This window comes from Mesorhizobium sp. M6A.T.Cr.TU.017.01.1.1, from assembly GCF_004023115.1.
Lineage (GTDB): Bacteria > Pseudomonadota > Alphaproteobacteria > Rhizobiales > Rhizobiaceae > Mesorhizobium > Mesorhizobium mediterraneum.
In genome coordinates this window covers 1-25,919 of sequence record NZ_RZTA01000019.1, presented here as the reverse complement: position 1 = coordinate 25,919, position 25,919 = coordinate 1, and the positions used below count along the sequence as shown (strand labels likewise).

The following is a 25,919-nucleotide window of genomic DNA, read 5'->3' as shown; positions in this document are numbered from 1 at the left end:
AGCAGTCCAGGCGCGAACGCAGCGTCCCACAGCCGTCACTTTGTGGAGTCACTGCGCGTCGCCACCGCGTCCTTGACGGCATTCGCAAGGTTGGCGAGGATTCTCCATTCCTGCTTGAGACCTTCGAGCGTCGCCTCAAACGAACGGGTGCGGGTAGCCCGGGCACCGGCATGGCTCGCGACAGCGTGCGAATAGAGATCGACGGTCTGCTGCGCGGTCGAAGATTGTGAGTAGGAGGCCGCAGTAAGTCTGGCTTCTTCTTGCAGTGCTGCTCGGCCCGGCGGAGTGAGCGCGCGGACTCTGGCGAGAGCCTTGGAGAATTGGCCTGGGGACGCATCGGCTGACAGGAGATAGCCGTTCTTTCCGGTGCGTACCACTTCACGGACTCCAGGTTCATCAAGCCCAACTACCGGAACGCCGGTCGCCATCGCCTCGACGAGCACAAGACCCTGGGTTTCGGAACGCGACGAGAAGGCGAAGACGTCCATGGCGGCATAGACGTCGGCCAGATCGGCGCCTTCGACCACGCCTAGCAGATGGCACCTGTCCTGAAGACCCGCCTCGTCCAGCATGCGGCGCATTTCGGACGCTGACGCACCGTCGCCGGCGACGACAAAATGCGCGCGCTCATTTTGCAAAAGAAACAGGCAAACCGCTTCAGTGAGGTAAGTCAGGTTCTTCTCCGGCGCCAGCCGGCCTACGTGCCCGACGATGAAATCGGTTTCCACTATTCCCAACCGGCTCCGCAATCTCAGCCGATCTCCATCGGCGAACCTGGCCAGATCAATGCCGGTCGGGATTGTGGTGATCGGTTTGGTGACGTCGTGGTGGCGCAAGAGGTCGGCAATGCTGTGAGTTGGAGCGATGATATGATCGCACAGGTCACAGTAGCCAGCCGCCAGGCTGAGCACGAGCCGTTGGAGGACCGGTGCATCCTGCGCAACGTAGTGGCCGTAGAGTTCGTAGCGGGTGTGATAGGTAAATATCGTCGGCAATGCTCGCGACGCCGCGGTGCGAAGGGCGGTGTCGCCGAGAAGAAACGGGTGGTGCGAATGGACGACATCCGGTTCGAAGGCGTTCAGTGTCTTCTCGAGCGAGCGGGTGAACGGAATCGGCACTGAAAAATCGCTGCCGTTAAAATTCTGGATCGCAGGGACACGAAGGATGTCGCTTTCTGATCGAGCTGCTTCCGCATAGTCCGGCGCGACGATCAGGACTGCATGCCCCAACTCACGCAGCATTTCCGACAACGACGCAACGCTGTGTGCAACGCCGCCGACATGCGGGCTGAATGTGTTGGTAAACATCACAATGTTCATGCAGGGCCTGTCGAGTACCGCGCCTATCGATCGAAGGGAGGTAGCCTCCAAAGCAATCGCCGCGTCCAGCTTGTCGAGCCATCGGATGATCGAAATCCGATCTTCCACAGTCCGGACTCCCTGCGACAACCAGGCAGCAAGTTTGGGAGCCTGGCGCTCGGACTAAACCTTGACGTTGCCGTCAAGGATCACCTTACCATCCTGAACATTAACGCGGAAAGCATGAGCTTCGGCCTCGCGCTTCAGCGCTGACTTGTGCGTTTCTTGATGTAGGAAACTAGGGGCCTGGTGTGCCGAGCAAATACCAACTCGTCCGACCGCGCTCGTGACCTCTAGGACCGCGTCAAACGCCTCGCTTCGAGAACGAAGATCCCTCCCTCCTGTTCGCCGAGGTCGGCAAGAAGTGACTCTCGAAAACCCGAAACCAGAATCAACACAGTCCGTCAAGAGCCGACATTCGGCGGACTTCGGGGAAGTCTGAATCACGTCAATCCCGGCTGCCAGATCGAAAGCGGTGCCCCAAAGCGAAATTCGACTCCCCACTTTTTCGTAGACGCCGGCGATACCGCCAGACGGTCTGCCGCCCGCCGCAGGGTAATCCATGCGCTAAGTCGGGTTCTCCAAGCGGTTTGTTTTGCGCCACTCCTCATACTCCCCGCGGGCATCGTCATGCAGCGGGTAGTAGCGCTGCAACGAACCGCCTCCCATGAGTTTCACTCGCGAGAACTCCTCCCAGTCGTGATGCTTCTGCGATTCTTCGATTACCTTTGCGGCCATCGCGACGGGGAGCACCACCACGCCATCGTCGTCGGCGACGATGATGTCGCCGGGGATCACCGTGACCCCGCCGCAGGCAATCGGAACGTTGACGGCATTGGGGTAGATGCTGGTCTGCACATGATAATTTGGCGTCCAGCCGCGCAGCCATAGGGGCAGATCGAGCTTTTCAACATTGGGCCGGTCGCGCATGCACCCGTCGATGACGATACCCGCGCCGCCTCTGCCTTTGAAATACGTCGACATCATATCGCCGAAGACGCCCGAGCTCATGTCGCCGCGCGCGTCGACCACGACCACATCGCCCTCCTGCGCGTGATAGAGCACGTGCCGATGCAACTGCGTCTCCGGATCGGCATATTCTCCCTCGGTGAATAGATCCGGCCGCTGTGGCATGAACTGCAGCGTCAGCGCCGGCCCGACGATCGACTTCCCGTGGTTTTGGGCTACCGGTCCGACCATGTGCGGATTGCGAAATCCCATGTGGCCAAGGGTGCCGGCAACCGTCGCGGCGCCGATCTCCCTTAGCGCGTCGATCAGGTTTTTTGGCGGCCGCGTGATGTCAGGAGCATGTGTCATCGTGGACTCCGGTTGAAAGAGAACTACCAGTTCGTAACGGAACCGTCGCGGCGCTTAAGGTGAGGCGCTTCCCAGAAACGAAAGCTCTCCGCCTGGACCGCCTTTTCGTCGACCTCGACGCCTAGCCCCGGCAGGTCACTGACCGGATAGTCGGCGCCATCGAGTTGTGGTTGCACCGGGAAGAAGTCGGAATTGTCGAAGCCCAGCTTTCTTTCGGGCGCCCTGGTCTCGAGCCACGCGAAGTTGGAGACCGCGGCAGCGAGATGCATGGTCGCGGCCGTGCACACCGGGCCAAGCGGATTGTGCGGCATCAGGTCGACGTAGTGCGCTTCGCTCCAGCCAGCGACTTTCATCGCCTCGGTGAGTCCGCCGACATTGCAAACATCGAGCCGGTTGAACTGGTGGATGCCGCGTTCGATATAGGGCAGGAACTGCCACTTGCTGGCAAATTCCTCGCCGATGGCAAAGGGGATGTCGGTCATCGTGCGCAGGGATTCGTAGGCCTCCGGTGTCTCGTCCCGTATCGGCTCCTCGAGGAAATCAAGCACGCCGCGGCCGAGCTTGTTGCAGAAGCTCGCCGCCTCCGCCACCGATAGCCGATGATGATAGTCGATGCCGAGGACGACGTCGTCGCCCAGCGCCTCGCGCGCCTTGTTCATCATACTCGCGGTGGCGCCGATCGACTCGCGCGGCTCGAAGATGTCCCTGCCGTTTTGCCCGACGGGGAAGAAGCGGATCGCCTGCCACCCTTGCGCGCGGAGTTCGCGGGCTCGTTCTATGGCGACATCCCCCTCGGCCTCGTCTCCGGTCGAGGCGAAGGTGGGGACGCGGTCGCGCTGCTTGCCGCCCAGCAGCTCGTAGACAGGCACCCCCAGCGCCTTGCCCTTGATGTCGTGAAGGGCGATGTCGATGGCGGAAATCGCCGCCTGCAGAACTCGGCCGCCTTCGAAGTACTGGCTGCGATAAACCTCCTGCCAGATCCGGCCAATCTGCATCGGGTCGCGGCCGATGAGGAACTCGCGATAGTGCTCTACCGCGCCGGCCACGGCCTTCTCGCGACCGCTCAAGCCGCTCTCGCCCCAGCCGAAGATGCCTTGGTCGGTCTCGACCTTGACGAGCATCTGGTTGCGCGTTCCTACCCATACTGGATAGGGCTTGATCGCGGTGATCTTAAGCTTCTCAGTCATCTACGCCCACGTTCCACGCGCCGCCCTATCTCAGTTGGCCGTGAGGGCCATTTCAGTTTCGCCGTCGAACAGATGCATCCGCTCCTGATCGAACTCGAGCCAGATCTGTTCGTCAGGTGCGACGGCGATGTTGGGAGGCACGCTGATGTTGACGATGGCGCCGGAGAGGAACGCCTGCACGAAGGTGACGTCTCCGGTTGGTTCCACCGTAAAGGCCTTGGCCGGAATGGCACCGGGGACCGCGCTGTTGTGCAGCTTGATCGTCGAGTGTCGCGCTCCGAGCACGACCTTCTTGGTCGTCGCCCTCTGGACCTTGCGCGCGTTGAGTTGCGACAGCTCGAGGCTCCAGCCTTCCGCGCTGGTCAACACGGTGTTGCCGTTTGCCGTCGATGCCTCCAGCGGAATAAGGCTCATCGCCGGGCTGCCTATGAAGCTCGCGACAAACATGTTCACGGGATGGGCGAAAACCTGCGCCGGCGAATCGTATTGCTGCAGATAGCCGCCGTTCATCACCGCCATCCTGTCTGCCATGGTCACGGCCTCGAGCTGGTCGTGCGTTACATAGATGATCGTCGCCTTCAGGTCCTGATGGAACCGCTTTATTTCGGACCGCATCTGCACGCGCAGTTTGGCATCGAGGTTAGAGAGCGGCTCGTCCATCAGGAACACAGCGGGGTCGCGGACGAGGGCACGGCCCAGGGCCACACGCTGCTGCTGCCCGCCCGAAAGTTCGCGCGGCTTGCGCTCGAGCAAGTGCGTCATGTCGAGCACTCGCGCCGCTTCCTTGACCTTCCTGTCGATCTCGTCCCTCGGGAGTTTGCGCATCTGCAACGGGAACGCCAGGTTCTTGTAGACCGATTTCTGCGGGTAGAGCGCGTAGTTCTGGAACACCATTGCAATGTCGCGGTCCTTGGGGTCGAGGTCGTTGACCACTCGTTCCCCGATGACGATGTCGCCCGATGTGATTGGGATCAGCCCCGCGACGAGATTAAGCGTGGTTGTCTTGCCGCAGCCCGAAGGGCCGACGAGCGCAACGAATTCGCCGTCATTGACCGTCAACGAAACGTCGTTGACGGCTTTGAAGCTGCCATAGGTCTTGACGAGATCTTTGAGGACCACGTGGGCCATCGGCAACTCCCTAATGCTTGACCGCGCCTTCTGTGAGGGCGCGTACGAAGTATCGTTGCAGGACGAGGAACAGCACCACGACGGGCACGCTCATCATAAAGCTGGCCGCCATCAGGCCCGGAAAGTCCGTCGTATTTTCCGAGAAGAAGCGCTGGATGCCGACCGGCAGTGTCAGCTGTTCGTTCTTGGAGAGGAAAGTGTAGGCGTAGATGTACTCGTTCCACGCGCCGATGAAGGAATAGATCGCGGTGGCAATGATTCCCGGCGTCGAGAGCGGCATCACGATCAGGATGAAGGCCTGGAACCGCGTTGCCCCATCGATGCGCGCCGCCTGCTCAAGCTGCACCGGGATGTTGTCGTAAAAGCCCTTGAGCAGCCAGATCGCCAGCGGCAGGCCGAAGGTGAGATAGGTGAGGATCAGCGAGCCATGCGTGTTCACCAGCCCCAGCACGCGCATCAGGATAAAGAGCGGCACGAGAAAGATCACCGCCGGGAACATGTTGCGCAGCAGCACCGAGAAGAACAGGAAGTTTCGGCCGGGGAAACTGAAGCGCGAAAACGCGTAGGCCGCAGGGACAGCCACGATCACCGAAAGGATTGTCGTGACGGTCGAGACGAAAAGGCTGTTCCAGAAGAAGCGGAGGAAGTCCTGACCGACGCTGTTCTGCGGATCGAGCAGCTTTTGATAGCTGGCGAGGGTAGGCTGGTCCGGCCACCATTGCGGGGGAAATTGCATCGCCGCGAACCCGGACTTGATCGAAGTGATCAGCATCCAGATCATCGGCAACGCGGTGTAAAGCAGCATGAAAACGAGAAAGATGCGCCCGGCCCACCGCCATCCGTCGACACGCATGCGGCGCCGGGTCTGACCTCGAGGGGCTGTCTCGACAATCGTGCTCATGCGCTCCCTTCTTTCCGCTCGTTGCCGCTTAGCGCACGGACGTAGAAGTAGCCCAGCGTCATCAGGATGAGGAACAGGAGCACCGAATAGGCCGATGCCACGCCCCAGAGTTGTCGGCCGAAGGCGAGCTCATAAATGTGGGTGATCCAGATATGCGATGCGTTCGACGGCCCGCCGCCGGTCATGATCCAGGGGATGATGAAGGAATTGAAGTTGGCCACCGCGAGCAGCAGGATCGTCACTGTCGAGACGTTGCGCAAATGCGGGAAGGTGACGTGCCAGAAGCGCTGCCATGCACTGGCTCCGTCGACTTTTGCAGCGCTCAGCAACTGTTCGGGGACTGTCTGCAGGCCGGCCATCATCATGATCATGGCAAACGGAAACTCGCGCCAGATATTGACGACGATCAGGGATGGCAGCACCGTGCTAACGCTGTCGATGAAATTCGGCGGCCGGTCGGCCAATCCGAGGCCGACCAGCACTGCGCCGATGATCCCGAAGTCCGAATGGTAGATCCACCTCCAGATATAGGAGGCGGCGACCGCGCTGATGACCCAGGGAACGATCAGGATAGCGCGCAGGACACCACGGCCGATAAAATCGCGGTGGAGCGCCAGCGCGGCGGCAAACCCCAGGACAAAGGAGATGAAAGTGGATCCCAGTGTCCAGATCAGAGTGTTCCAGGTGACTTTCCAGAACACACGACTGGCGAGGATGGTCGTGTAGTTGTCGAAGCCGATAAAGGTCTTGTCGCGGAGCTGTAGGCCGGGCGGCGTCTTAAAGAACGACAGTTCGATCGTGTAGTAGATCGGATAGGCGATGACGATGAGCATCACGGCGATCGCAGGGAGCACGTACGCGTAGTCGGCGCGATGCTCCCATATCTTCCGCAACAGGCCGGATTTACCGGGTTGCAATATTCGGCGAGCCTCGGCCTTGCCGGTCACGATCGTCACTGTGGCGTGCCCTCGTTCTTCGGAACGAGCCGGCTGCACTATCGGCGCAGCCGGCCAGATCCAGGTCAGGCTTGGACTAGAGTCCGCCCATCAGGTCTTTGACCCTCTGGGCCGCGTCGTCCGCTGCCTGGTCGACGGTCATCGCTCCGGTCAGGGCATTCTGCAGCATGTCCGGGACGATGATGTTCATGATCTCGGGGGACTGCGGCAGCGCTGGGAACGGGATGCCATATGGTAGCATCGAGGTCGTCACATCGAGGAACTCGATGTTGTCCAGACGTTCCTTCATCCATTTGGTCTTGAAGCCGTTAAGATTGCCCGGGTTCGAGCCGGCGTAGGCCATCTTCAGCGACCATTCAGGGCTCGTCCACATGCAGATGATAGCCTTTGCAGCCGGCTCGTCTACCTTGCCGCCCTCGACATATTCGGGCTTCAGGATGTGAATGTTCGAGCCGCCGAAGACGACGGCGCGCTTGCCGTCGGGGCCAGTCGGAATCAGGCCGTAGCGCATGTTGTCGATGACGGTCTGCGCCTTGTCCTTGTCGGTGCCCGTCGCCTTCTTCTGCAGGTCGAGCATCACGTCGTAGTCGGACGGGTGCGAGATCATCATGCCAAGCTGGCCGGCGACGAACAGGGGCTGGTTATCGGCCTGCTGGTTGGTGAGTGCCGAAACCGGAACCGACTTGTCGCGAACGTACATGTCGTAGGAGGCTTGCAGCGCCGCCTTGCTCTGCGGGCTATTGAGCTCGACCTCCTCATAGGTCGGGTTCGCGGTTGCTTCGTCGAAGACTCCGCCGCCATAAGCCCATAGCTGTGGCATGAAACGGTACGGCGTATTGCCGGCATTCTTGCGAGCCACGAGGCCATAGCCGGCAATGCCGAGCTTGTCGTGGATCTGCTTGGAATATTTGACGACGTCGTCCCAGGTTGCCGGTGGCTTGTCCGGATCGAGGCCCGCCCGCTTGAAGATGTCGGCGTTCCAGATGAACGCCATCGTCTCGTTGTTGGTCGGAATGCCGTAGGTTACGTCCTCCCAGGTTACAGCCTTCATGGCGCCGGGCCAGAAATCATCGGTCGAATAGCCGACATCCTCGGGTTTGAGCGGTTCCAGGTAGCCCTTTGACGCGAACTCGGTACCACCCAGGATTTGCAGGCGGACCGCCATCGGCGCGGCATTGCCCAGGAGCGCCGTGCGGAACTTGTCAAGAAGGTCGTTATAGGTGAGGGCTTGTTCCTCGAGCTGGATGTTCGGATAGGTCTTGCGGAAGGTCTCGAAGAATTCCTTGTAGTACTGGCGCAGGAGGTCGGGGTCGCCCTCGAACACGCCCTGATACCAGAAAGTCAGTCGCCCCTTGTAGTCGAGCGGGGTGACCTTGGCGCAATCGGCTGCCGTGTCAAAATCCTGTGTGCCGGCAATGGAGCGCACATATTCCGGCGACCACTTGCTCAGGTCGACCGGCGGCGCACCGAGTGCCGATGTGGACATCAGCGATGCCATCAAAGCAGTGGCGACAGTGCCGCGCAGGACCGCACTGCCGAGCGTAATCCTCGTCATAGGTATCCTCCCTGGTTCTCCATGCCGCCCTGCGCCGAGGCAAAGCGGCTTAGCTCGTACGACCGTGGGACGCCTCCCTATTCTATGTATCCCTTCGATCACCTTGTACGTTTTCAGATCGTGGATTGCCTGTCAACGCATAGGATCGTACATTGTTTGTGGAAACCGTGTGTGATATCGGGCAGAGTATGTACTGAAATAGGGGAGCCGGCATTGGCCGAAATAAGTGATTTTAAAGCCAAGCCACCGGTGGAGATTGACCCCATAGGGGCCTCCAGCGAGGGCGCCTCAGTTTACGAACTGATTAGGGAAGACATCATCGAAGGACGGCTCGCCGCCAACGAACGGCTTGTGGTCACCGATCTCGCCCGGCGTCATGGCACCTCGACCAACCCCGTGCGCGAGGCCCTGCAGCTCTTGCGCGGGGAGGGTTTTGTCATATTTCTCCCCAACCGCGGGGCGCGCGTCCGACCTATAGATCAGGATTTTGTGCGGGATATCTATGAAATCGGTGTTCTGATCGAGCCGGCCTTGACGCGATGGTTTGTGAATATGGCGACCGGCGAGGACATCGCCGAGCTCGAACGTCTCCAAGGCCTGATCGAAGAGAACAACTTCGCCGACACGTTCAGGCACAGCGAGCTGGATACGGCTTTCCACACCGTGATGTACCAGCGGCACTATAACCGCCATGCCGCCGAACTTTGGTGGAAGCATCGCGAAGTGCTGCGAGCCGTGAGCCGGCGTTTCAACTTCACGCTTGCACGGCGTGCCGCGATCATTCGCGAGCACCGCGAACTCATCGCGCTCGTAAAGGCGGGAGAGGCCGACAAGGCGGCCGAACTCGTTTCTCGCCATGTCGAGGGTTCGGGCCGGCATATTCTCGAACAGATGCGAGCGCGCAACGCCGCTCGGGCCGGATAGAATGTCCAGTCCAGAACATCGTTAGCCCGACCATTTCGAAAAAGGTAGTTGAGATGAAAATCACGAGCATTCGGCCGTGGCTGATCAAGTCCGATGCTTCCTATTGGGGAGAGTTCCTTTTCGTCGAGGTGACGACCGACGAAGGGGTGAGCGGCTGGGGAGAGATCACGACAACCACAAGGCTCGCCAACCGCGCCCTGTGCACGATCCTGCGGCAGATCGGCATCGCCGTGACAGGCGAGAATCCAGCTCATATCGAGCGTCTCTGGCACAAGATTTTCCGCAGCTTCACCTACATGGGCAGCCGCGGCGCCGCCGTCGAATGCGTGAGCGCCATCGATATAGCCCTCTGGGATATCCGGGGCAAAGTCCTCGGTAAGCCGATCTACGAGCTGCTAGGCGGACCGGTGCGCGATGAAATCGCACTCTACACCCATCCTAACCAGGCCAAATTCACCAGCAAGGAGGCTGTGGTCCGCGAAATTTTGGACATCGTCGAGTCCGGACACACAGCGCTCAAGTTCGATCCTTTCCCCCACCAGGGCCGCACCGCCGATGGGCTGTCCCGCGAACAGCGGGACGGTTACCTCGATGGCAGCATGACCCGCAAGGACGAGCGCGAAGCGGCCGAACTCACGGCGCTGATCCGCGAAACGGCGGGGCCTGATGTCGACATTCTCATCGACGCGCATGGCCGCTTCGACGTTCCCACCGCCATTCGCCTATGTCGGAGCCTGGAGGAAGCCGGCCAGATCGACTGGTTTGAGGAGCCCTGTCCGCCCGAGAGCCTTAACGCACTCAAGCAGGTGCGTGAGAAGGTCAGTGCCGCGATCTCGTGGGGCGAGCGCGGCCATACGAAATGGGATTTCGTGCCGGTACTCGAGAACAAGCTCGCTGACTACATCATGCCTGATGTGACCTGGACCGGCGGCATTACCGAATTCAAGAAGATTTCCGCCCTATGCGAAGCCTACTACATCCCGGTCTCGCCGCATGACGCAGCTGGGCCGATCAACGTGGTTGCGGGAGCGCAGGTGATGATGACCGTTCCCAACTTCTACAAGCTCGAAACGTCGGAGTGGAACCTGGGCAAATACGATCACCTCATCGACAGACCACTCGACGTTTCGAATGGCAGCCTGAAGCTGACGTCGAGGCCCGGTCTCGGCATTGAGATGGACCGCGACTACCTGCAGGCCCACGAGATCGAGCTGGACTAGCAACTCGATGCTCAGCGTGCGGGGCGGCAAGCTCCGCTGACCTAGAACGAGGACAAGCCATGCCAAAGACGGGTGGCGCCGACGAGGCGCTCAATCGGGTGAACGCGAACTCCAAGCCGTCCGACCTTCGCATCACCGACATGCGGGTAGCCGAAATCGTCGGTGCGCCGTTCACCTCGGCGCTCATCAAGATCTACACCAACCAGGGCATTGTCGGCCTGGGCGAAGTGCGTGACGGCGCTAGCGCCACCTATGCGCTGATGCTGAAGAGCCGGTTGCTCGGCGAGAATCCCTGTGACATTGACCGACTGTTCCGCCGCATCAAGCAATTTGGTGGCCATGGCCGGCAAGGCGGCGGCGTCTCGGCGGTCGAAATCGCGCTGTGGGATCTCGCCGGCAAGGCCTATGGCGTGCCGATCTACCAGATGCTCGGGGGACGGTTCCGCGACAAGGTGCGTGTCTATTGCGACACCGACGCCGACAAGCCAAGTGGCACCGAGACCGGCAAGCGCCTCAAGCAGCGCATGGAACTCGGCTTCACGTTCCTCAAGATGGATCTGGGGCTGGCGCAGATCTCCCATATCCCGGGCGCGGTGGTCGCGCCGGCTGGCGTGCTCGACGGTTTCCGCACGCATGCCAGCCGCGGCCGGGCACGCACGTTGGACGAACGCCGGGCGCGCAATGCCGCCTATGACGCGCAGAACGTGCCGCATCCCTTCACCGGCCTCCACTTCACCGAAAAGGGCATCGACCTGCTCGATCAATATATCCACGAGGTCCGCGAGGTGATCGGCTACGAGGTCCCGCTCGCCATCGACCATGTCGGCCACATCTCGCTGCAGGATGGCATCCGTCTCGCCCGGCGGATCGAGAAATATGCACCGGCCTGGCTCGAGGACGTGATCCCCTGGCAGTACACCGAGCAGTATCGGCAGTTGCAGCAGGCTACGTCCGTGCCGATCTGCACGGGTGAGGACATCTATCTCAAGGAAGGCTTCGAGCCGCTGCTCAACTCAGGCATCTCGGTCATCCATCCGGACTTGCTGACCACCGGCGGCATCCTCGAGACCAAGAAGATCGGCGACGCGGCACAGGACCATGGTGTCGCCATGGCGATCCATATGGCGGAAAGTCCAATCGCGGCAATGGCTGCGGCGCATGTCGCGACCGCGACCGAAAACTTCATGGCGCTCGAATATCACTCCGCCGATGTCGACTGGTGGGACGATATCGTCACCGGCGTTCCCAAGCCGCTCGTCAAGGACGGCTTTATCACTGTTCTGGACAAGCCGGGCCTGGGGATTGACGACGTAGTCGACGAGGTAATCTCGCTGCACCTGCAACCGGGGGTCACGGGGATATGGCAATCCACCGAGCATTGGGACAATGAATATAGCTGGGACCGGACCTGGAGTTAGCCCAGACCCCTTCCCTCATTCCCCCAGGCTCACAGGGCCAACGACCGACCATTCGTGTCGACCTCTCCCAAGGGAGAGGCGAAGAAAGAAACGGACGAAACCATGATCTACGAACTGCGTATCTATGACTGCCTGCCGGGCAGGCTGCCGGCTTTGCTCAAGCGCTTTTCCGACCAAACGCTGGCCATCTGGGAGAGGCATGGCATCCGCCAAGCCGGGTTTTTCACCACGGCGATCGGCGAAAACAGCAATCGCCTCACCTATTTCCTCGCCTGGGAATCGCTGGCCGAGCGTGAGGCGAAATGGGCGGCTTTCGTCACCGATCCGGCATGGCACAGAGCCCGGGACGAGTCTGAGCGCGACGGGCAGATCATTGCCAATATCAGCAGCCAGATGCTCACGCCGACAGCTTTCTCGTCTGTGAAATAGGACTGCGCCATGAAGATCACCGATCTCCGCTGTGCCGTCATCGGCAAGCACCCCATCGTTCGCGTCGTCACCGACGAGGGCCTCTATGGCCTGGGCGAGGTCGAGTACACCAAGCCCTACCTCAAGCCCTGGGTCCTGCATTTTCGCGAGGCGCTGATCGGCGAAGACCCGACCGACGTCGAGCGGGTGATGCTGAAGATCCGCCAACGCGGCTCTTTCAAGCCCTATGGCGCGGCGGTGAGCGCTATCGAGCATGCGCTATGGGACATTGCCGGCAAGGCTGCAGGCGTGCCGGCCTACAAACTGCTCGGCGGCAAAGTGCGCGACAAGGTGCGCGTCTACAACGGCTCGATCCGCCAGAAACGCACGGGCGACCGGCCGGAGGATTACGCCGCTGATGTCAAATGGATGATGGAGCAGCCGCAGAACTTCTTCATGATCAAGCAAGGAATCTCGTTCCACTCCAACATGAAGGACACCATTGAGGGCTTCCATTACGGCGTGACGCAGAAGAAGGCCGGCTATCACGGTGCCATGGATCAAGGCGTGATCAGCGAGCGCGGTTTCAATCACATGCTCGACTGCGTGATCGCGATGAAGGAAGTGCTGGGCGACGAGGTCAGCCTGGCGCTCGACTGCGGCCCGGGCTGGATGCTGCCCGATGCGATCAAGTTTGCTCGCGCGGTCGAGAAGTACAATTTGATGTGGCTCGAGGACATGCTGACTGGCGACTATGTGCCGTGGGTCAATCCGCAGGCCTATCGGGAGCTGACCACCTCCACCTCGACGCCAATCCATACCGGCGAGCAGATCTACCTGCGCCATAATTTCAAGGAGCTGATCGAAACGCAGGCGGTCCGTATCATCGGTCCGGACCCGGCCGATATCGGTGGCATCGCCGAGCTCAAATGGGTAGCCGAGCACGCCCATATGCACTCGATCCTGATGGCGCCGCACGGCACGGCGAACGGCCTGCTCGGCCTCGGCGCGTTGATCAATGTCTGCGCCACCTTGCCCGCCAACTACGTGGCTTTCGAATATCCCAGCGCTTCGGACCCGTGGTGGAGCGACATCGTCATTGGCCTGCCGTCGCAGATCGTGAAGGACAGCATGGTGGACCTGCTGGAAGCGCCGGGGCTGGGCCTCGATATCGACGCCGAAGCAACCAGGAAGTACCTCAGGGAAGAGGACGCGGGCTTCTTCGACTGAACCATTCTCGCCGGCATCTGCCGCGCTCGACCCGACTAGCGACGTTTTCCTACATCGACCTGCGCTGGATGTTCGTTAACAACAGCCAACTGTCGCGCAAATCAGGCGGGTGCTCTGTCTGGAATGCAAGCTCAAAGCATGCGTGGTTTATCCCCATTGCGCATTTACGCTTTTGTCGGCGTTGGTCCCGAAAGGTCAATCACGTGGGTCCCACTCTTCAGGGTTTGTGTGGTCAGACTTGATACTAATCACCTAGCCGGAATGAACTGTCTCCCTTCTCCCGGAACGGCCAGTGGTTGGCTGTTTTGCTCCCGAAAAAATCTCCCTCCGCTGCAGGCCTGACTGATCGCGTTACGCGCTTAAGCGAAACCGTGTGACGTCGATGGCTGCGGCCATCAGCGTCTGTGTGTAGGTAGCTTGCGGATTGCTGAAGATCGCCTCGGTCGGCCCTTCCTCGACGATCTTGCCCTGCTTCATGACGATGATGTAGTCGGCCATGGCGCGCACGACGGCGAGATCGTGGCTGATGAACAGGTAAGACAATTCATGGTCAGCCTGCAGCTTGCGCAGCAGCTCGACGATCTGCTTTTGGACGGAGCGGTCGAGCGCCGAGGTCGGCTCGTCGAGGACGACCACCTTGGGCTTGAGGATCATCGCGCGCGCGATGGCGATGCGCTGGCGCTGGCCGCCGGAGAATTCGTGCGGATAACGATTGCGCGCATTCGGATCGAGCCCGACCTCGCGCAAGGCCTCGACCGCGCGCAGATCGCGTTGCTTGCCCGACAGGGTCGGCTCATGCACCAGAAGTCCTTCGGTGATGACCTGGCCGACGGTCATGCGCGGCGACAGCGAACCGAACGGGTCCTGGAAGACGAGCTGCAATTCACGCCGCAGCGGCCGCATGGCCTGACGGTCGGCGGCGGAAATATCGCGATCGCCAAAGCGGATGAGGCCATCGCTTGGCAGGAGCCGCAGCAAAGCCCGACCGAGCGTCGATTTTCCCGAACCGGATTCGCCGACGATGCCAATGGTCTGGTTCCGCTGCAGCCGGATCGAAATGTGATCGACCGCGCGCAGCACCAGCGGCTCTCCGGCAAGAAACCCGCCGCCGATCTTGAAGTTCACTTCGACATTCCTGCCTTCGAGCAGGACAGGCGCGTTTGGCGGCGGCGGCGCTTTGGTTCCGGTCGGCTCGGCGGCCAGCAGCATCTTGGTGTAGGCATGCTGCGGGTTGACGAAGATCGCTTCCGCCTCGCCCTCCTCTACGACTTCGCCGTAGCGCATGACGTAGACGCGGTCGGCAAAGCGCCGGACGATGCCGAGATCATGGGTGATGAAGACGATCGCCATGCCGAGCTTGCGCTGCAGCTCGGCGAGCAGCATGAGGATCTGCGCCTGGATCGTCACGTCGAGCGCCGTCGTCGGTTCGTCTGCGATCAGTATGTCGGGATCGTTGGCCAGCGCCATGGCGATCATGACCCGCTGTCGCTGGCCACCCGACATTTCATGCGGGTAGGATTTCATCCGCCTTTCGGGATCGGGAATATGAACCAGCCGCAAGAGCTTGAGCGCCTCTTCGCGTGCTTGCGCCGCACTAAGCCCGCGATGCCGGCGGATCGGTTCGATCAGCTGATTGCCGATCGAATAGAGCGGATCGAGCGAGGTCATCGGCTCCTGGAAGATCATGCTGATCTTGCGGCCGCGGACCTTGTTCAACTCGGGCTTGCTTAGGGTTAAAAGGTTGCGGCCGCGATAGTCGACGACGCCTGTCGCCTCGCCGTTCGAGGCCAGCAGGCTCATCGCTGCCATCATCGTCTGGCTCTTGCCGGACCCGGATTCACCGACCACGGCGACGGTTTCGCCTGCATTGACGTGGATGTTGATGCCCTTGACCGCCTCGACCACGCCGTCGAGCGTTCGAAAGCGGACGCGAAGGTCTTTAACGTTGAGGATCGTTTCGGAAGCGTCCATCTCAACGATCCCTAGGGTCGAGCGCATCGCGCAGGCCGTCGCCAACGAAGTTCAGCGCGAACAGCGTCGAGACGAGAAAGAAGGCAGGGAACAAGAGCAGCCAGTTGGCGGTGCCGATGTTCTTGGCGCCGGTCGAGATCAGTACGCCCCAGCTGGTCATCGGTTCCTGCACGCCAAGCCCGAGGAAGGACAGGAAACTCTCCAGGATGATGACATGCGGCACCAGCAGCGTCATGTAGATGACCACTGGGCCAAGCAGGTTGGGAATGACGTGGCGGATCAGGATGCCGCGCTGGCCGATGCCCATCGCCTCCGCCGCCTGGACATATTCCTGCCGCCGGATCGACAGCGCCTGACCGCGCACGATGCGCGCCATGTCGAGCCAGAGCACGGCGCCGACCGCAAGGAACATCAGCACGAAGTTCCGGCCGAAGAAGACCACCAGCATGATGACGAAGAAGATGAACGGCAGCGAATAAAGCACATCGACGATGCGCATCATCACCTCGTCGACCTTGCCGCCGGCAAGGCCGGCAGTAGCGCCATAGAGCACGCCGATGACGCCGGCGACGACCCCGGCGAGCAGGCCGATGGCCAGCGAGATGCGCCCGGCCATCAGCGTCCGCGACAGGAGATCGCGGCCGGTATTGTCGGTGCCGAACAGGAAATACTGCTGCCTGATCGAAGCGCTCATCACCGCTTCAAGGCCGTCAGGCGATTTGCTCTCGATCTTCGTGTTGTCGAAGGCATCGGAACGGTCGAGGTAGCGGACATTGCGGTCGTCGATCGGCTTGGAAGATGTGACGGTGACGAAGATGCGATTGTCTTCCTGCCGCCACTCCTTGATGTCGACACGCATACGCTTGATCGCCTCATTGAGCGCCGTTTCGATCTTGTCGGCCTTCGGATAGGCCGAGAAGCTCGGCGGCGTGCGCACATAGTCGGCGTAGATGGTGGTGTATCGATGCGGCACCAAAGAGGGCCCGAACACGCTGAGGAGCGCGATGAAGGCAAGATAATACAGGCTGAACATGGCGGCGCGATTGGCCTTGAGGCGCGCCCAGGCATCGGCCCACAAGGAGCGGCCGACGACGGCCGGAACGGTGGCTGCGATGTCAGTCATAGCGCACTCTCGGATCGACGAAGGCGTACATGATGTCGACGATCAGGTTGAAGACGATGGTGAACAGAGCGATGACCACCACGGTGCCCATGACCAGCGTGTAGTCGCGGTTGAGCGCAGCCTCGACGAAATAGCGGCCGATGCCGGGAACGGCGAAAATCGTCTCGACGATGATCGAGCCGGTGAGCAATGCCGCCGCCGCCGGGCCGGTGAAGGAGACGATCGGCAGAATGGCGCCGCGCAGCGCATGCTTGACGACCACCGACCAGTCCGACAGACCGAGCGCGCGTGCGGTGCGGATGTGGTGCGAGCGCAACGATTCGATCATCGAGCCGCGCATCAGGCGGGCGACGATGGCGATCTGCGGCAAAGCGAGGGTCAGCACAGGCCCGACCTTGTTGAGGAGAGCGCCATCCCCCCAGCCGCCGATCGGCAGCAGCTTCCAGGTCAGACCGAACAAAAGCTGGATCACTGGTGCGATGACGAAGGTCGGGATAGTGCTGCCAGCGGCAGCCAGCGCAATCACCGAATAGTCGGCAAGCTTGTTCTGATTGAGCGCGGCAATGGTGCCGAGGAGACTGCCGAGCAGCAGCGCCAGGATCAGGGCCGAGGCGCCGATCTGAATCGAAATGGGCAGCCCCTTGGCAAACAATTCGGTGACGGTGAAATCCGGCATGTTGTAGCTCGGCCCGAAATTGCCGCGCAGCAGATTGCCGAGATAGTGGACATATTGCAGCCAGAGCGGATCGTTCAGGCCAAACTGCGCTTCAAGATTGGCCTTGATCTCCGGACTCAGGCCCCGCTCCTGATTGAATGGCCCGCCCGGCGCGACGCGTATCAGGAAGAACGCCATCGTCACGATGACGAACAGCGTCGGAATGGCGGTCAGGAGCCGCCGAAATACGTAACGCAGCATCGGTTCCCCGCTTTGCTAGCAAACCGGAACCGCCGCCCTAACTCATGACCCCGAACCGAACCGAAGGTTCGGAAGGGGCCATGCGCAAAATCAAAGCGTTACAGCGTCCTTTGCGCGTCCCGAAGGACGCGCGGCGCTGCAAAAGAGCGGCAGTTCGGCCAAGGAAAATCAGTCCTTGGAGATGAAGCGCGACGGATGCACGTCCATGACGTTGTCCTCGAAGCCATGAAGCTTCGGAGAAACGATATCGTGATAACTATAGTAGAGAAGCGGGATGTTGCCGACCTCATCGACGAGGATGCGCTCGGCCTTGGCGAGTTCCTTCATGCGCTCTTCGGGCTTGCCGCCGGCGGCTGCCGCCTTGTCCATGGCCTCCTCGTATTTCGGGCTATTGTAGACCGAATAGTTGTTGCCACTGGCCTTGCGGGTGATGCCGAGGAAGGTTTCCGGATCCTTGTAGTCCGCAATCCAGGCGGCACGCGCGACGTCATAGTCGCCCTTCTGCTCCAGGAAGGAGTAGTGGGTCTTGGTGTCGGTGTTGAGCAACGTGATTTCGATGCCGAGCGGCTTCAACTGTTCCTGGATGGCGACCGCGGTGTTCTTGTGGTTTTCCGAAGTGTTGTAGCGGATTTCCATCTTCAGCGGATTCTCGGGCGTGTAGCCAAGCTTCTCAAGCACCTTCTTGGCTTCGTCCTCGCGGTCGATTTGCGACATCTCAGCATACTTGGCCATTGCCGGCGTGTAACCCTCGATGCCCGGAGGCACCATCGAATAACCGGGCAGCATCGAGTTCTGCCAGACCTTTTCGGCAATGAAGTCGCGGTCGATTGCCATGGAGATGGCGTTGCGCAGCTCGACATTATCCCATGGGGCCTTGTCGGTCTTGATCGCATAATAGTAGGTGCCGAGATACGGCCCGACGCGGATTTGATCGCCAAACTTGGCCTTGAGATCGGCGAGCTGTTCGGTCGGGAGATCGTCGTAGCTGTCGAGTTCGCCGGCCTCGAAGCGCTTCATCGCCGACGAGCGGTCTTCGGTCGGGATAACGTTGACGGTGTCGATCTTGACGGTCGCAGCATCCCAGAATTTCGGATTCTTGACCAGTTTGATGTGGTCGTTGGGAACCCACTCCGCCAGCGTAAAGGCGCCGTTGGAGACCAGGTTGCCCGGCTTGATCCAATCTGCGCCAAGCTTTTCGATGGAAGCCTTGTTGACCGGATAGGCCGCCTGGTGGGTCAGCATTTCGAGGAAGTAGGGCGTGGGCGCCTTCAGCGTAACTTCCAGGGTACTTGCGTCAATTGCCTTGACGCCCATCTCCTCGGGCTTGGCCTTCTTGGTGTTCACCTCCTCGGCGTTCTTCACGGGATAGAGCATCGAGGCATATTCGGCGCCGGTGGCCGGGTCTTCCAGCCGCTGGAAAGAGTAGACGAAGTCATCTGCCGTCACCGGGCTGCCGTCCGACCAGACGCCGTCCTTGCGCAGCTTGAAGGTATAGACGGTGCCGTCGTCCGATACCGTCCAGCTCTCGGCGGCGCCCGGAATGACATTCGCCTTTTGATCTTGCATGACCAGTCCCTGGAACAGGTCACGCAAAACATTGGCTTCGTAGACTGTCGAGGTCTTGTGCGGGTCGACCGACTCCACTTCGGCGGCGCTGCCTCTGTTATAGACGACCTCGGCGAAAGCCGGCGCGTAGAACGTGCCCGCGGCCAACGTCATGGTTGTGGCGAATACCGTCGCCTTCAGCATATTTTTCAGCATGAAGTTCTCCCTGTCGAGACGGCCCTACAGCTACGCCTCTTGAGTGTTGACGCCCCGAAACCGATCAGATGGCCCCTTTGAGCGCGCCGCCGGTTCCCTTTCCGGCAGCTGGTGGCCAGACAGTAACGTGGAGAATTTTTATTTCAACAGGCTCTAGGGGTCACCCAAAGTAAGGCGCGCCGAGAGCTACCTCGTGGCCGATAGAACAGTAATTGAAACCATAGGCTTGGCAGCGTTTTCTCACTTCGAGATTTTCGTTTCCGGCAAGAAACCTGTCGTCGATTCCACTTTGTCGAAATGTCTTAAGCCGCCTTTAAGCAACCATGGGTTACATTGCACGATGGGCTTCGATAGATCTCACACATTTCCCAACGGGCAAAGGGTATGAACAGCACAGAAAGTAAGGCAGCCGCCACAGAGTGCCAAAAAACACTCCACTTAAGAATAATCTGGCGTCTATGTAGAGAAAATTCCGGCACCTCTGCAATCGAGTTTGCACTGCTTTCGCCCATTTTCATCCTGCTTTTGCTCGGCATGGTTGCATATGGTATCTATTTTGGTGCAAGCAACTCCGTGCAGCAGATCGCGGCGGATGCCGCACGCACGGCAATTGCCGGGCTGAACGAAACCGAGCGCCAGGCGCTGGTGACCAGCTTCGTCAACAACAACGCCAGTGGATATCCCTTTGTCGATTCCGACAAGCTGACCTATCAGGCTAAAGACAGCACGGCCGACGGAAAACAGTTCGTGGTCTCCATCCAATACGATGCCAGCAACCTGCCCGTCTGGAATCTATTCCCGGCGCTGCCCATGCCGGGAAGCACGATCTCACGCAAGTCGACAATACGGGTCGGGGGCATCTGAATGTCGGAACTTTTGCTGGGGAGGATCGGCCGGGTCGCCCGCTCGATGCTTGGCGACTCGAAGGCGAACTTCACCGTCATGACGGCGCTGTGCGCTCCGTTCGCGCTGGCGCTGGCTGCCTTCGCCATCGATGAAGGTTCGATCTATGTGGAGCGCCGGGAGGCCCAGACAATAACCGATCTGGCGGCAATCACGGCCGCCTCAAACATCAACAACATTGAGGCCGCGGTGGTGACAACGCTCGGCGATAACGGGATGCCGGGTATCGTTGTTCAGAAGGCAGGACATGCAATCGTTCCTACTCTCGGAAAGACCATTGTGTCGGTCACCGCCGGTCGATATTCACCAGAGTCGTCGCTCGGCATCGACAAGCGCTTCGAGGCCGGCAAGACGCCCTACAACGCCGTCCATGTCGCCCTGCAAAAGATACCCGCCCGCTATTTCGCGAGTTCGCTTATCGCGACTCCGGTGATCGGTACCCAAGCCGTTGCCAGCATAGCGCCGCAGGCGATGTTTTCGGTCGGGTCCAGGCTTCTCAGCGTCAATGGCGGCATCCTGAACTCGCTTCTCAGCGGCCTCCTGGGCGGCAACATTTCGCTCAGCGTCATGGACTACAACGCTCTGATCGCTGCCGACGTCAACCTGCTTTCGTTCTTTGACGCACTTGCCGTTCAGTTGCAGCTGACAGGTGTCAGCTATTCGGAGGTGTTGGCTTCGAAAGCTACGGTGGGCCAGATAGCGACGGCCATGGCTGACGTTTCACCCGTTGGCAGCACCAGCAAGCTTGCTTTGCAGACAATCGCCTCAAGGACCACCAGCACGGTCAAGATACCGCTCAATCATCTTGTCGACCTTGGATCAATTGGCCAACTGGGCCTCGGGCAACAGTCGGCCGGTTTTTCGGTCGACGCTAGCGCCATGGGCATACTGACCACCGCCGCCGCGCTGGCCAACGGCTCGAAGCAGGTCGAGCTCAATCTCGGAGCCACGATTCCGGGGCTTGTCTCCACCACGCTTGCCGTTGCCATCGGCGAACCTGCGCAATTCTCGCCATGGCTGACAATTGGCGAGAAGGGCGCCGTGGTGCGTACGGCGCAGACACGGATCAAGCTGGTGGCGTCGGTCGGCGGCAGCAATGCGACTCTCGGTGGCGGCATCAGCCTCCTGGCCGTCAAACTGCCGCTGCATGTCGAGGTGGCCTCTGCCGAAGCCAAGCTGACCGACATCAGCTGCCCGACGGGGCATCCCGACAGTTTGAAGGTTTCCATTGCCGCACGGCCGAGCCTAGCATCGCTGCACCTTGGCGCCAGCGATGCCGACAACAGCCCCTCCGCCTTCGCCGATTTCAGCAACCCACAGTCGTTTCAAAATGCCGAAATCGCGCAGGTCAGCGTGAAGCTTCTGTTTCTCACCCTAAATCTGATCGGCGTGAATGGCTCTGCGGCCTTCGAGATCACCAACACCGAGCCGACGGCATTGACCTTCAACAGCACCGAAATCGCAAACAAGACGATAAAGACCGCTTCCACGAAAAACCTGACGCAATCTCTTACCACGTCGCTGGTCAACAATTTGTCGCTTTCGGTCAGTGCGCTGAGCCTCGGGCTTGATGTAACCGCGCTGCTTGGAACGGTGAAGCCAGCAATTGTGGCGCTGCTGAACGGTGTGACTGCACCTGTCGACGAATTGGTTTATAACGTGCTTGCGGCACTGGGCGTGCGTGTCGGCGAGGCCGATGTCCGGGTCTTGGGCGCGACTTGCGGGCGCTCCGTGCTCGTTCAATGACGGCCAGGTAGGAAGGTCAGCCGGCTCGCCCGAGGAAGCAGCCCAGCGGCGGCAGCGACAGAATTTTGCTCTGCAAGGCGGCCCCAGTGCCGCCAAGATCGATTGTCTCTGCAACATCTACATCCGGCGCCAACGGCCAGTTGGCCGGCGCGTCGGCGAAATTGAAGACGCAGAGCAGCTTCTCGCCGCCGCCTTCACGAATGAAGGCAAGGACATCACCCTCTGCATCGAGAAACCGGATCGAGCCCTGTACCAGGGCCACATGCTGCTTGCGCAAGGCGAGCATCGCCCGGTAGCTGGCTAGAACCGACTTCTCCTCGCCGTTTTGGACATCAACCGCGCGGGCGCGATGGCTATCCGGCACCGGAAGCCACGGCCTGCCGGTGGAAAAACCGGCATTCTCGGCGCCTTTCTCCCAGACCATCGGCGTGCGGCATCCATCCCTGCCCTTGAACCCGGGCCAGAAGCGGATGCCGTAGGGGTCGCGCAGATCCTCGAACGCCAGTTTCGCCTCCTCCAACCCAAGCTCCTCACCCTGATAGAGGCAGATCGATCCACGCAGGCATGACAGCAGCGCGATCGAGAATTTTGCGACCCTCTCCGGATCGCCGTGGGGTCTTGTCCAGCGCGTCACGTGGCGAACGACGTCGTGGTTGGAAAACGCCCAGCAGACCCAGCCGTCGGACACTGCGCGCTCGAAGGCCTCGACGCAGCCACGTACGTGTGCTGCCGAGAATTGCGGACCGAGCAGGTCGAAAGTGTAGCACATGTCAAGCTTGTCGCCGTCGGCGGTGTAGGCGGCGAGCGTCTGCAATGAACGGTCCTCGTCGCCGACCTCACCGACAGCGGCGCGACCCTCATATCCATCGAGTAGCGCCCGAAAACGCCTGAGGAAAGCGAGGTTTTCAGGCTGCGTCTTGTCGAACAGATGCTCCTGGTAGAGGTAGGGATTGGTTTCGGTGTTGGTGCCGGCGACGCTCGATGCCAGCGGCGGGTTGCTGCGCAGCCAGCGGTCATGGACGTAGTAGTTGACCGTATCCAGCCGGAAACCGTCGACGCCGCGCTCCAGCCAGAACCGCACCGTCTCCAGCAAGGCGTCCTGAACCTCCGGATTGTGGAAATTCAGGTCCGGCTGCGAGGCGAGGAAATTGTGCATGTAATATTGCCTGCGGGTCGCATCCCACTCCCAGGCAGGGCCGCCGAAGACCGACAGCCAGTTGTTGGGCGCGGTGCCGTCAGGCCTCGGATCGGCCCAGACATACCAGTCGGCCTTGGGGTTATCGCGGCTTGAGCGGCTTTCGACGAACCATTCATGCCGATCGGACGAATGCGACAGGACCTGGTCGATGATGACTTTCAGGCCGAGACGGTGCGCCTCGGCGACCACCGCGTCGAATTCCTCCGACGTGCCGAACATCGGATCGACGGCTGTATAGTCGGACACGTCGTAGCCCATATCGGCCATCGGGGATTTGAAGATGGGCGACAGCCAGATGGCGTCGACGCCAAGCGATGCAACATGAGCCAGCCTTGAGGCAATGCCACGCAGATCGCCGCCGCCGTCCCCCGTCGTGTCCTGGAAGGAGCGCGGGTAGATCTGATAGATGACGCAGCCGCGCCACCACTCGGCATTGTCATCAGCCATCATGGGTTCTCCTCGATGCGGGCCGGCCCGACCTTGCGCTCGATCATGAAAACGACCGTTCGCCCAGGCACCGGCTGCGAGATGTCGAAAGCGCCAGCCGATGTTTCCATGGCCGGGCCCCAGAAAAATCCCTCGCGCTCCGGTAGCGTGAACATACAGGCCCGACGATCGCCATTGACGACGACCGCAAGACGGCAGCCCCCGTCGCCAGTGCCGCCGAGCACCATGGCCAGGCGATGCCGCTCAGGGTTCTGCCAGCTTCTCTCATCGACTGGCGCCCCGGTCTCGGTCGGCCAGGCAACATCCGGTACTTCCGACCCGGGCCGCGGCTCTCCGGTCAGGAAGCGCGTGTCGGAAAGTGCCGGCGCGGCGCGACGCATCGCGGCAAGTCCAGAGGCATAATGCTCCAGCGTCTGGTCACGGCCGGCCCAGTCGAGCCAGGTGATTTCGTTGTCCTGCGCATAGGCGTTGTTGTTGCCCTTTTGCGTGCGGCCGAATTCGTCGCCTGCGGTCAGCATGATCGTTCCACGCGAGGCAAACAGCGTCGCCAGCAGCGCGCATTGATCATCAAAGCGGGCCTTGGCGATGGCCTCATCGCCGGCTTCGCCTTCGACGCCGTTGTTCCACGACAGGTTCTCGTTGTGGCCATCTCTGTTCTGCTCGCCATTGGCCTCGTTATGCTTGTGCTCGTAGGCAACGATATCGGCCAGCGCCATGCCATCATGCGCGGCGATGAAGTTGACGCTGCGGCTTGTTCGCTCTCCCGCTTTGGCAAAGACATCGGACGAGCCGGCGAGCCGCGTTGCCAGCGCGCCGATCATGCCGCGATCGCCACGCCAGAAGCGGCGGATATCGTCGCGATATCTGTCGTTCCACTCGAGGAAAGGCGGCGGGAAGTTGCCGAGCTGATAGCCGTCCGGCCCGATATCCCAAGGCTCGGCGATCAGCACCCTGTCGCCAAGAACCGGGTCGTTCCGAACAGCTCTCAGCAACGGCGCATCGGTGTCGAAAACGCCCTCGACCCGCCCTAGAATGGGCGCCAGATCGAAACGGAAACCGTCGACGCCGGCATGGCGGACAAAATGACGAAGCGTGTCGAGGACCATTTCCTGGACGACCGGATGATCGCAAGCGACCGTATTGCCGGTGCCGGTGTCGTTAGCCAAGCTGCCGTCCGGCCAATGCCGGTAGTAGGCGCGGCTGTCGAGGCCCCGCAGCGACAGCGTCGGTCCAAACCTGTCGCTTTCGCCGGTGTGGTTGAAGACCAAGTCGAGGATAACACCGATGCCGGCCTCACGCAGTGCGGCGACCGTCTGCCGCAATTCCGCGAGACCGCCGGGCGCGAGGCGCGGATCGAGCGTCATGAAGGTCACGGGATTGTAGCCCCAGGCGTTGCGGAGCCCGAGTGGCGGCAGATGTCGTTCGTCGATCGACGCCGTCACCGGCATCAATTCGACCGCGCCGACCCCGAGTTTTTTCAAGTGCTCGACGACGGCCGGATGGGCAAGGGCGGCAATCGTGCCGCGCTGCTGCTTCGGGATGTCCGGATGCAACATGGTGAAGGCTCGCACCGGCACTTCGTAGACCAGTCCACCGGGCTGGAACAGCGGCGGCAAAGCAGCCAGCGGCTCTGCCAAGGCGCCGGCAATCGCCTTCGACAGCAGCGGGGCGGTGTCGGTCCCCTCGCCCCGGCGAGCGGCGAGCCGGTCGTCATAGACATACGGCCTGTCGATCTCGACGGCATAGGGGTCGACCAGCAGCTTGTCGGGATCAAACCAGAGCCCTCGCTCGGGCGCATAGTCGCCATCGGCGCGAAAGCCGTATCGGGTGCCGGCAGCGAGGCCGGCAACGAAAAGCGCGTGAACGCCCTCGCCTTCCGACCGGAGTTCGAGCCGGTCGATCTCGCGGTTTCCCCGTTCGTCAAAGATCGAGACCCAGAGCCGGCTGGCCGCAGACGACCATGCGGCGAAGCGGATACCTTCGGGGGTAATGGTAGCGCCGAGCTGGCTCATGCGGCGAGCCCTTCTCCCCTTGTGAGGGCTTTGCACGGGGAGCGAAGTGGATTTCGGTGGTCAGTGAGGGCCTTTTTGAAGGCCGGCAGAGCGGTTTTCCGCGGCCCTTGCGGGGCCTTTGTCGGTTTAGGCAGCCATCCTGCCGGATTGTGGACGCACTCCTCCCTCATGTCCGCCTCTCATCGGGTGGATAGAGGACGCCAATCATGGTGCGCAGATTGTAAGCGCAGGCGGCCAGTA

The 25,919-nt window shown here is 60.9% G+C and carries 20 protein-coding genes; 7 read left to right on the top strand and 13 right to left on the bottom strand.

Annotated features, from left to right (window positions below):
- Nucleotides 1-35 precede the first annotated feature (35 nt).
- From EOB36_RS08725 to EOB36_RS08695, 7 genes are all read right to left on the bottom strand, one after another.
- Nucleotides 36-1,427 carry a glycosyltransferase gene (locus EOB36_RS08725; RefSeq protein WP_095486253.1) on the bottom strand — a complete coding sequence of 464 codons (1,392 nt, stop codon included), beginning with the start codon at nucleotides 1,425-1,427 and terminating at the stop codon, nucleotides 36-38.
- Nucleotides 1,428-1,925: 498 nt separating this feature from the next.
- Nucleotides 1,926-2,675, bottom strand: coding sequence for a ribonuclease activity regulator RraA (locus EOB36_RS08720; protein ID WP_128284676.1), 750 nt, complete (start codon nucleotides 2,673-2,675; stop codon nucleotides 1,926-1,928).
- A gap of 23 nt (nucleotides 2,676-2,698) precedes the next feature.
- Nucleotides 2,699-3,862, bottom strand: coding sequence for a mandelate racemase/muconate lactonizing enzyme family protein (locus EOB36_RS08715; RefSeq protein WP_126103144.1), 1,164 nt, complete (start codon nucleotides 3,860-3,862; stop codon nucleotides 2,699-2,701).
- 30 nt (nucleotides 3,863-3,892) lie between these two features.
- Nucleotides 3,893-4,990 (bottom strand): ABC transporter ATP-binding protein, encoded by a 1,098-nt coding sequence (locus tag EOB36_RS08710; protein WP_128284675.1) that lies wholly within the window; start codon nucleotides 4,988-4,990, stop codon nucleotides 3,893-3,895.
- A gap of 10 nt (nucleotides 4,991-5,000) precedes the next feature.
- Nucleotides 5,001-5,891, bottom strand: coding sequence for a carbohydrate ABC transporter permease (locus EOB36_RS08705; RefSeq protein ID WP_126103146.1), 891 nt, complete (start codon nucleotides 5,889-5,891; stop codon nucleotides 5,001-5,003).
- Complete coding sequence (locus EOB36_RS08700) at nucleotides 5,888-6,847, bottom strand: sugar ABC transporter permease (protein ID WP_126103147.1); 960 nt, start codon at nucleotides 6,845-6,847, stop codon at nucleotides 5,888-5,890. The genes EOB36_RS08705 and EOB36_RS08700 overlap by 4 nt, the downstream gene beginning before the upstream one ends.
- Before the next feature lie 76 nt (nucleotides 6,848-6,923).
- The gene (locus EOB36_RS08695) at nucleotides 6,924-8,402 is read right to left on the bottom strand and encodes a sugar ABC transporter substrate-binding protein (protein WP_126103148.1); all 1,479 of its coding nucleotides are present in this window, start codon (nucleotides 8,400-8,402) and stop codon (nucleotides 6,924-6,926) included.
- A gap of 213 nt (nucleotides 8,403-8,615) precedes the next feature.
- Between EOB36_RS08695 and EOB36_RS08690 the strand changes: the two genes are divergently transcribed.
- The 5 genes from EOB36_RS08690 (at nucleotide 8,616) to EOB36_RS08670 (ending at nucleotide 13,602) form a co-directional block, all read left to right on the top strand.
- Nucleotides 8,616-9,326: a GntR family transcriptional regulator gene (locus tag EOB36_RS08690; protein WP_126107207.1), complete on the top strand. Its 711-nt coding sequence runs from the start codon at nucleotides 8,616-8,618 to the stop codon at nucleotides 9,324-9,326.
- Nucleotides 9,327-9,379: 53 nt separating this feature from the next.
- A complete protein-coding gene (locus EOB36_RS08685; protein ID WP_128284674.1) occupies nucleotides 9,380-10,546 on the top strand; it encodes a mandelate racemase/muconate lactonizing enzyme family protein in 1,167 nt (388 codons plus the stop codon).
- Nucleotides 10,547-10,605: 59 nt separating this feature from the next.
- Nucleotides 10,606-11,964 (top strand): mandelate racemase/muconate lactonizing enzyme family protein, encoded by a 1,359-nt coding sequence (locus EOB36_RS08680; protein ID WP_128284673.1) that lies wholly within the window; start codon nucleotides 10,606-10,608, stop codon nucleotides 11,962-11,964.
- A gap of 102 nt (nucleotides 11,965-12,066) precedes the next feature.
- Nucleotides 12,067-12,393, top strand: a complete 327-nt coding sequence (locus EOB36_RS08675; RefSeq protein ID WP_126103151.1) for an NIPSNAP family protein — start codon at nucleotides 12,067-12,069, stop codon at nucleotides 12,391-12,393.
- 9 nt (nucleotides 12,394-12,402) lie between these two features.
- Nucleotides 12,403-13,602, top strand: a complete 1,200-nt coding sequence (locus EOB36_RS08670) for a mandelate racemase/muconate lactonizing enzyme family protein (protein WP_128284672.1) — start codon at nucleotides 12,403-12,405, stop codon at nucleotides 13,600-13,602.
- A 351-nt stretch (nucleotides 13,603-13,953) separates the two neighbouring features.
- Here EOB36_RS08670 and EOB36_RS08665 read toward each other — a convergent pair whose 3' ends face one another.
- The 4 genes from EOB36_RS08665 to EOB36_RS08650 form a co-directional block, all read right to left on the bottom strand.
- Complete coding sequence (locus EOB36_RS08665; RefSeq protein ID WP_128284671.1) at nucleotides 13,954-15,573, bottom strand: ABC transporter ATP-binding protein; 1,620 nt, start codon at nucleotides 15,571-15,573, stop codon at nucleotides 13,954-13,956.
- A 1-nt stretch (nucleotide 15,574) separates the two neighbouring features.
- A complete protein-coding gene (locus EOB36_RS08660) occupies nucleotides 15,575-16,696 on the bottom strand; it encodes an ABC transporter permease subunit (protein ID WP_095486241.1) in 1,122 nt (373 codons plus the stop codon).
- Nucleotides 16,689-17,612, bottom strand: coding sequence for an ABC transporter permease subunit (locus EOB36_RS08655; protein ID WP_095486240.1), 924 nt, complete (start codon nucleotides 17,610-17,612; stop codon nucleotides 16,689-16,691). The genes EOB36_RS08660 and EOB36_RS08655 overlap by 8 nt, the downstream gene beginning before the upstream one ends.
- Nucleotides 17,613-17,780: 168 nt before the next feature.
- The gene (locus tag EOB36_RS08650) at nucleotides 17,781-19,373 is read right to left on the bottom strand and encodes a peptide ABC transporter substrate-binding protein (RefSeq protein WP_095486239.1); all 1,593 of its coding nucleotides are present in this window, start codon (nucleotides 19,371-19,373) and stop codon (nucleotides 17,781-17,783) included.
- Nucleotides 19,374-19,757: 384 nt separating this feature from the next.
- Between EOB36_RS08650 and EOB36_RS08645 the strand changes: the two genes are divergently transcribed.
- Both EOB36_RS08645 and EOB36_RS08640 read left to right on the top strand, forming a co-directional pair.
- Complete coding sequence (locus EOB36_RS08645; RefSeq protein WP_128284670.1) at nucleotides 19,758-20,237, top strand: TadE/TadG family type IV pilus assembly protein; 480 nt, start codon at nucleotides 19,758-19,760, stop codon at nucleotides 20,235-20,237.
- Nucleotides 20,238-22,022, top strand: coding sequence for a pilus assembly protein TadG-related protein (locus EOB36_RS08640; protein ID WP_245467693.1), 1,785 nt, complete (start codon nucleotides 20,238-20,240; stop codon nucleotides 22,020-22,022).
- Nucleotides 22,023-22,038: 16 nt separating this feature from the next.
- On the opposite strand, the gene EOB36_RS08635 is transcribed toward EOB36_RS08640, so the two are convergent.
- Together EOB36_RS08635 and glgX are read right to left on the bottom strand one after the other, a co-directional pair.
- A complete protein-coding gene (locus EOB36_RS08635) occupies nucleotides 22,039-23,667 on the bottom strand; it encodes an alpha-glucosidase family protein (RefSeq protein ID WP_095486236.1) in 1,629 nt (542 codons plus the stop codon).
- Nucleotides 23,667-25,679 (bottom strand): glycogen debranching protein GlgX, encoded by a 2,013-nt coding sequence (glgX, locus tag EOB36_RS08630; RefSeq protein ID WP_128284669.1) that lies wholly within the window; start codon nucleotides 25,677-25,679, stop codon nucleotides 23,667-23,669. Before glgX ends, EOB36_RS08635 begins: the two co-directional genes overlap by 1 nt.
- Nucleotides 25,680-25,919 lie beyond the last annotated feature (240 nt).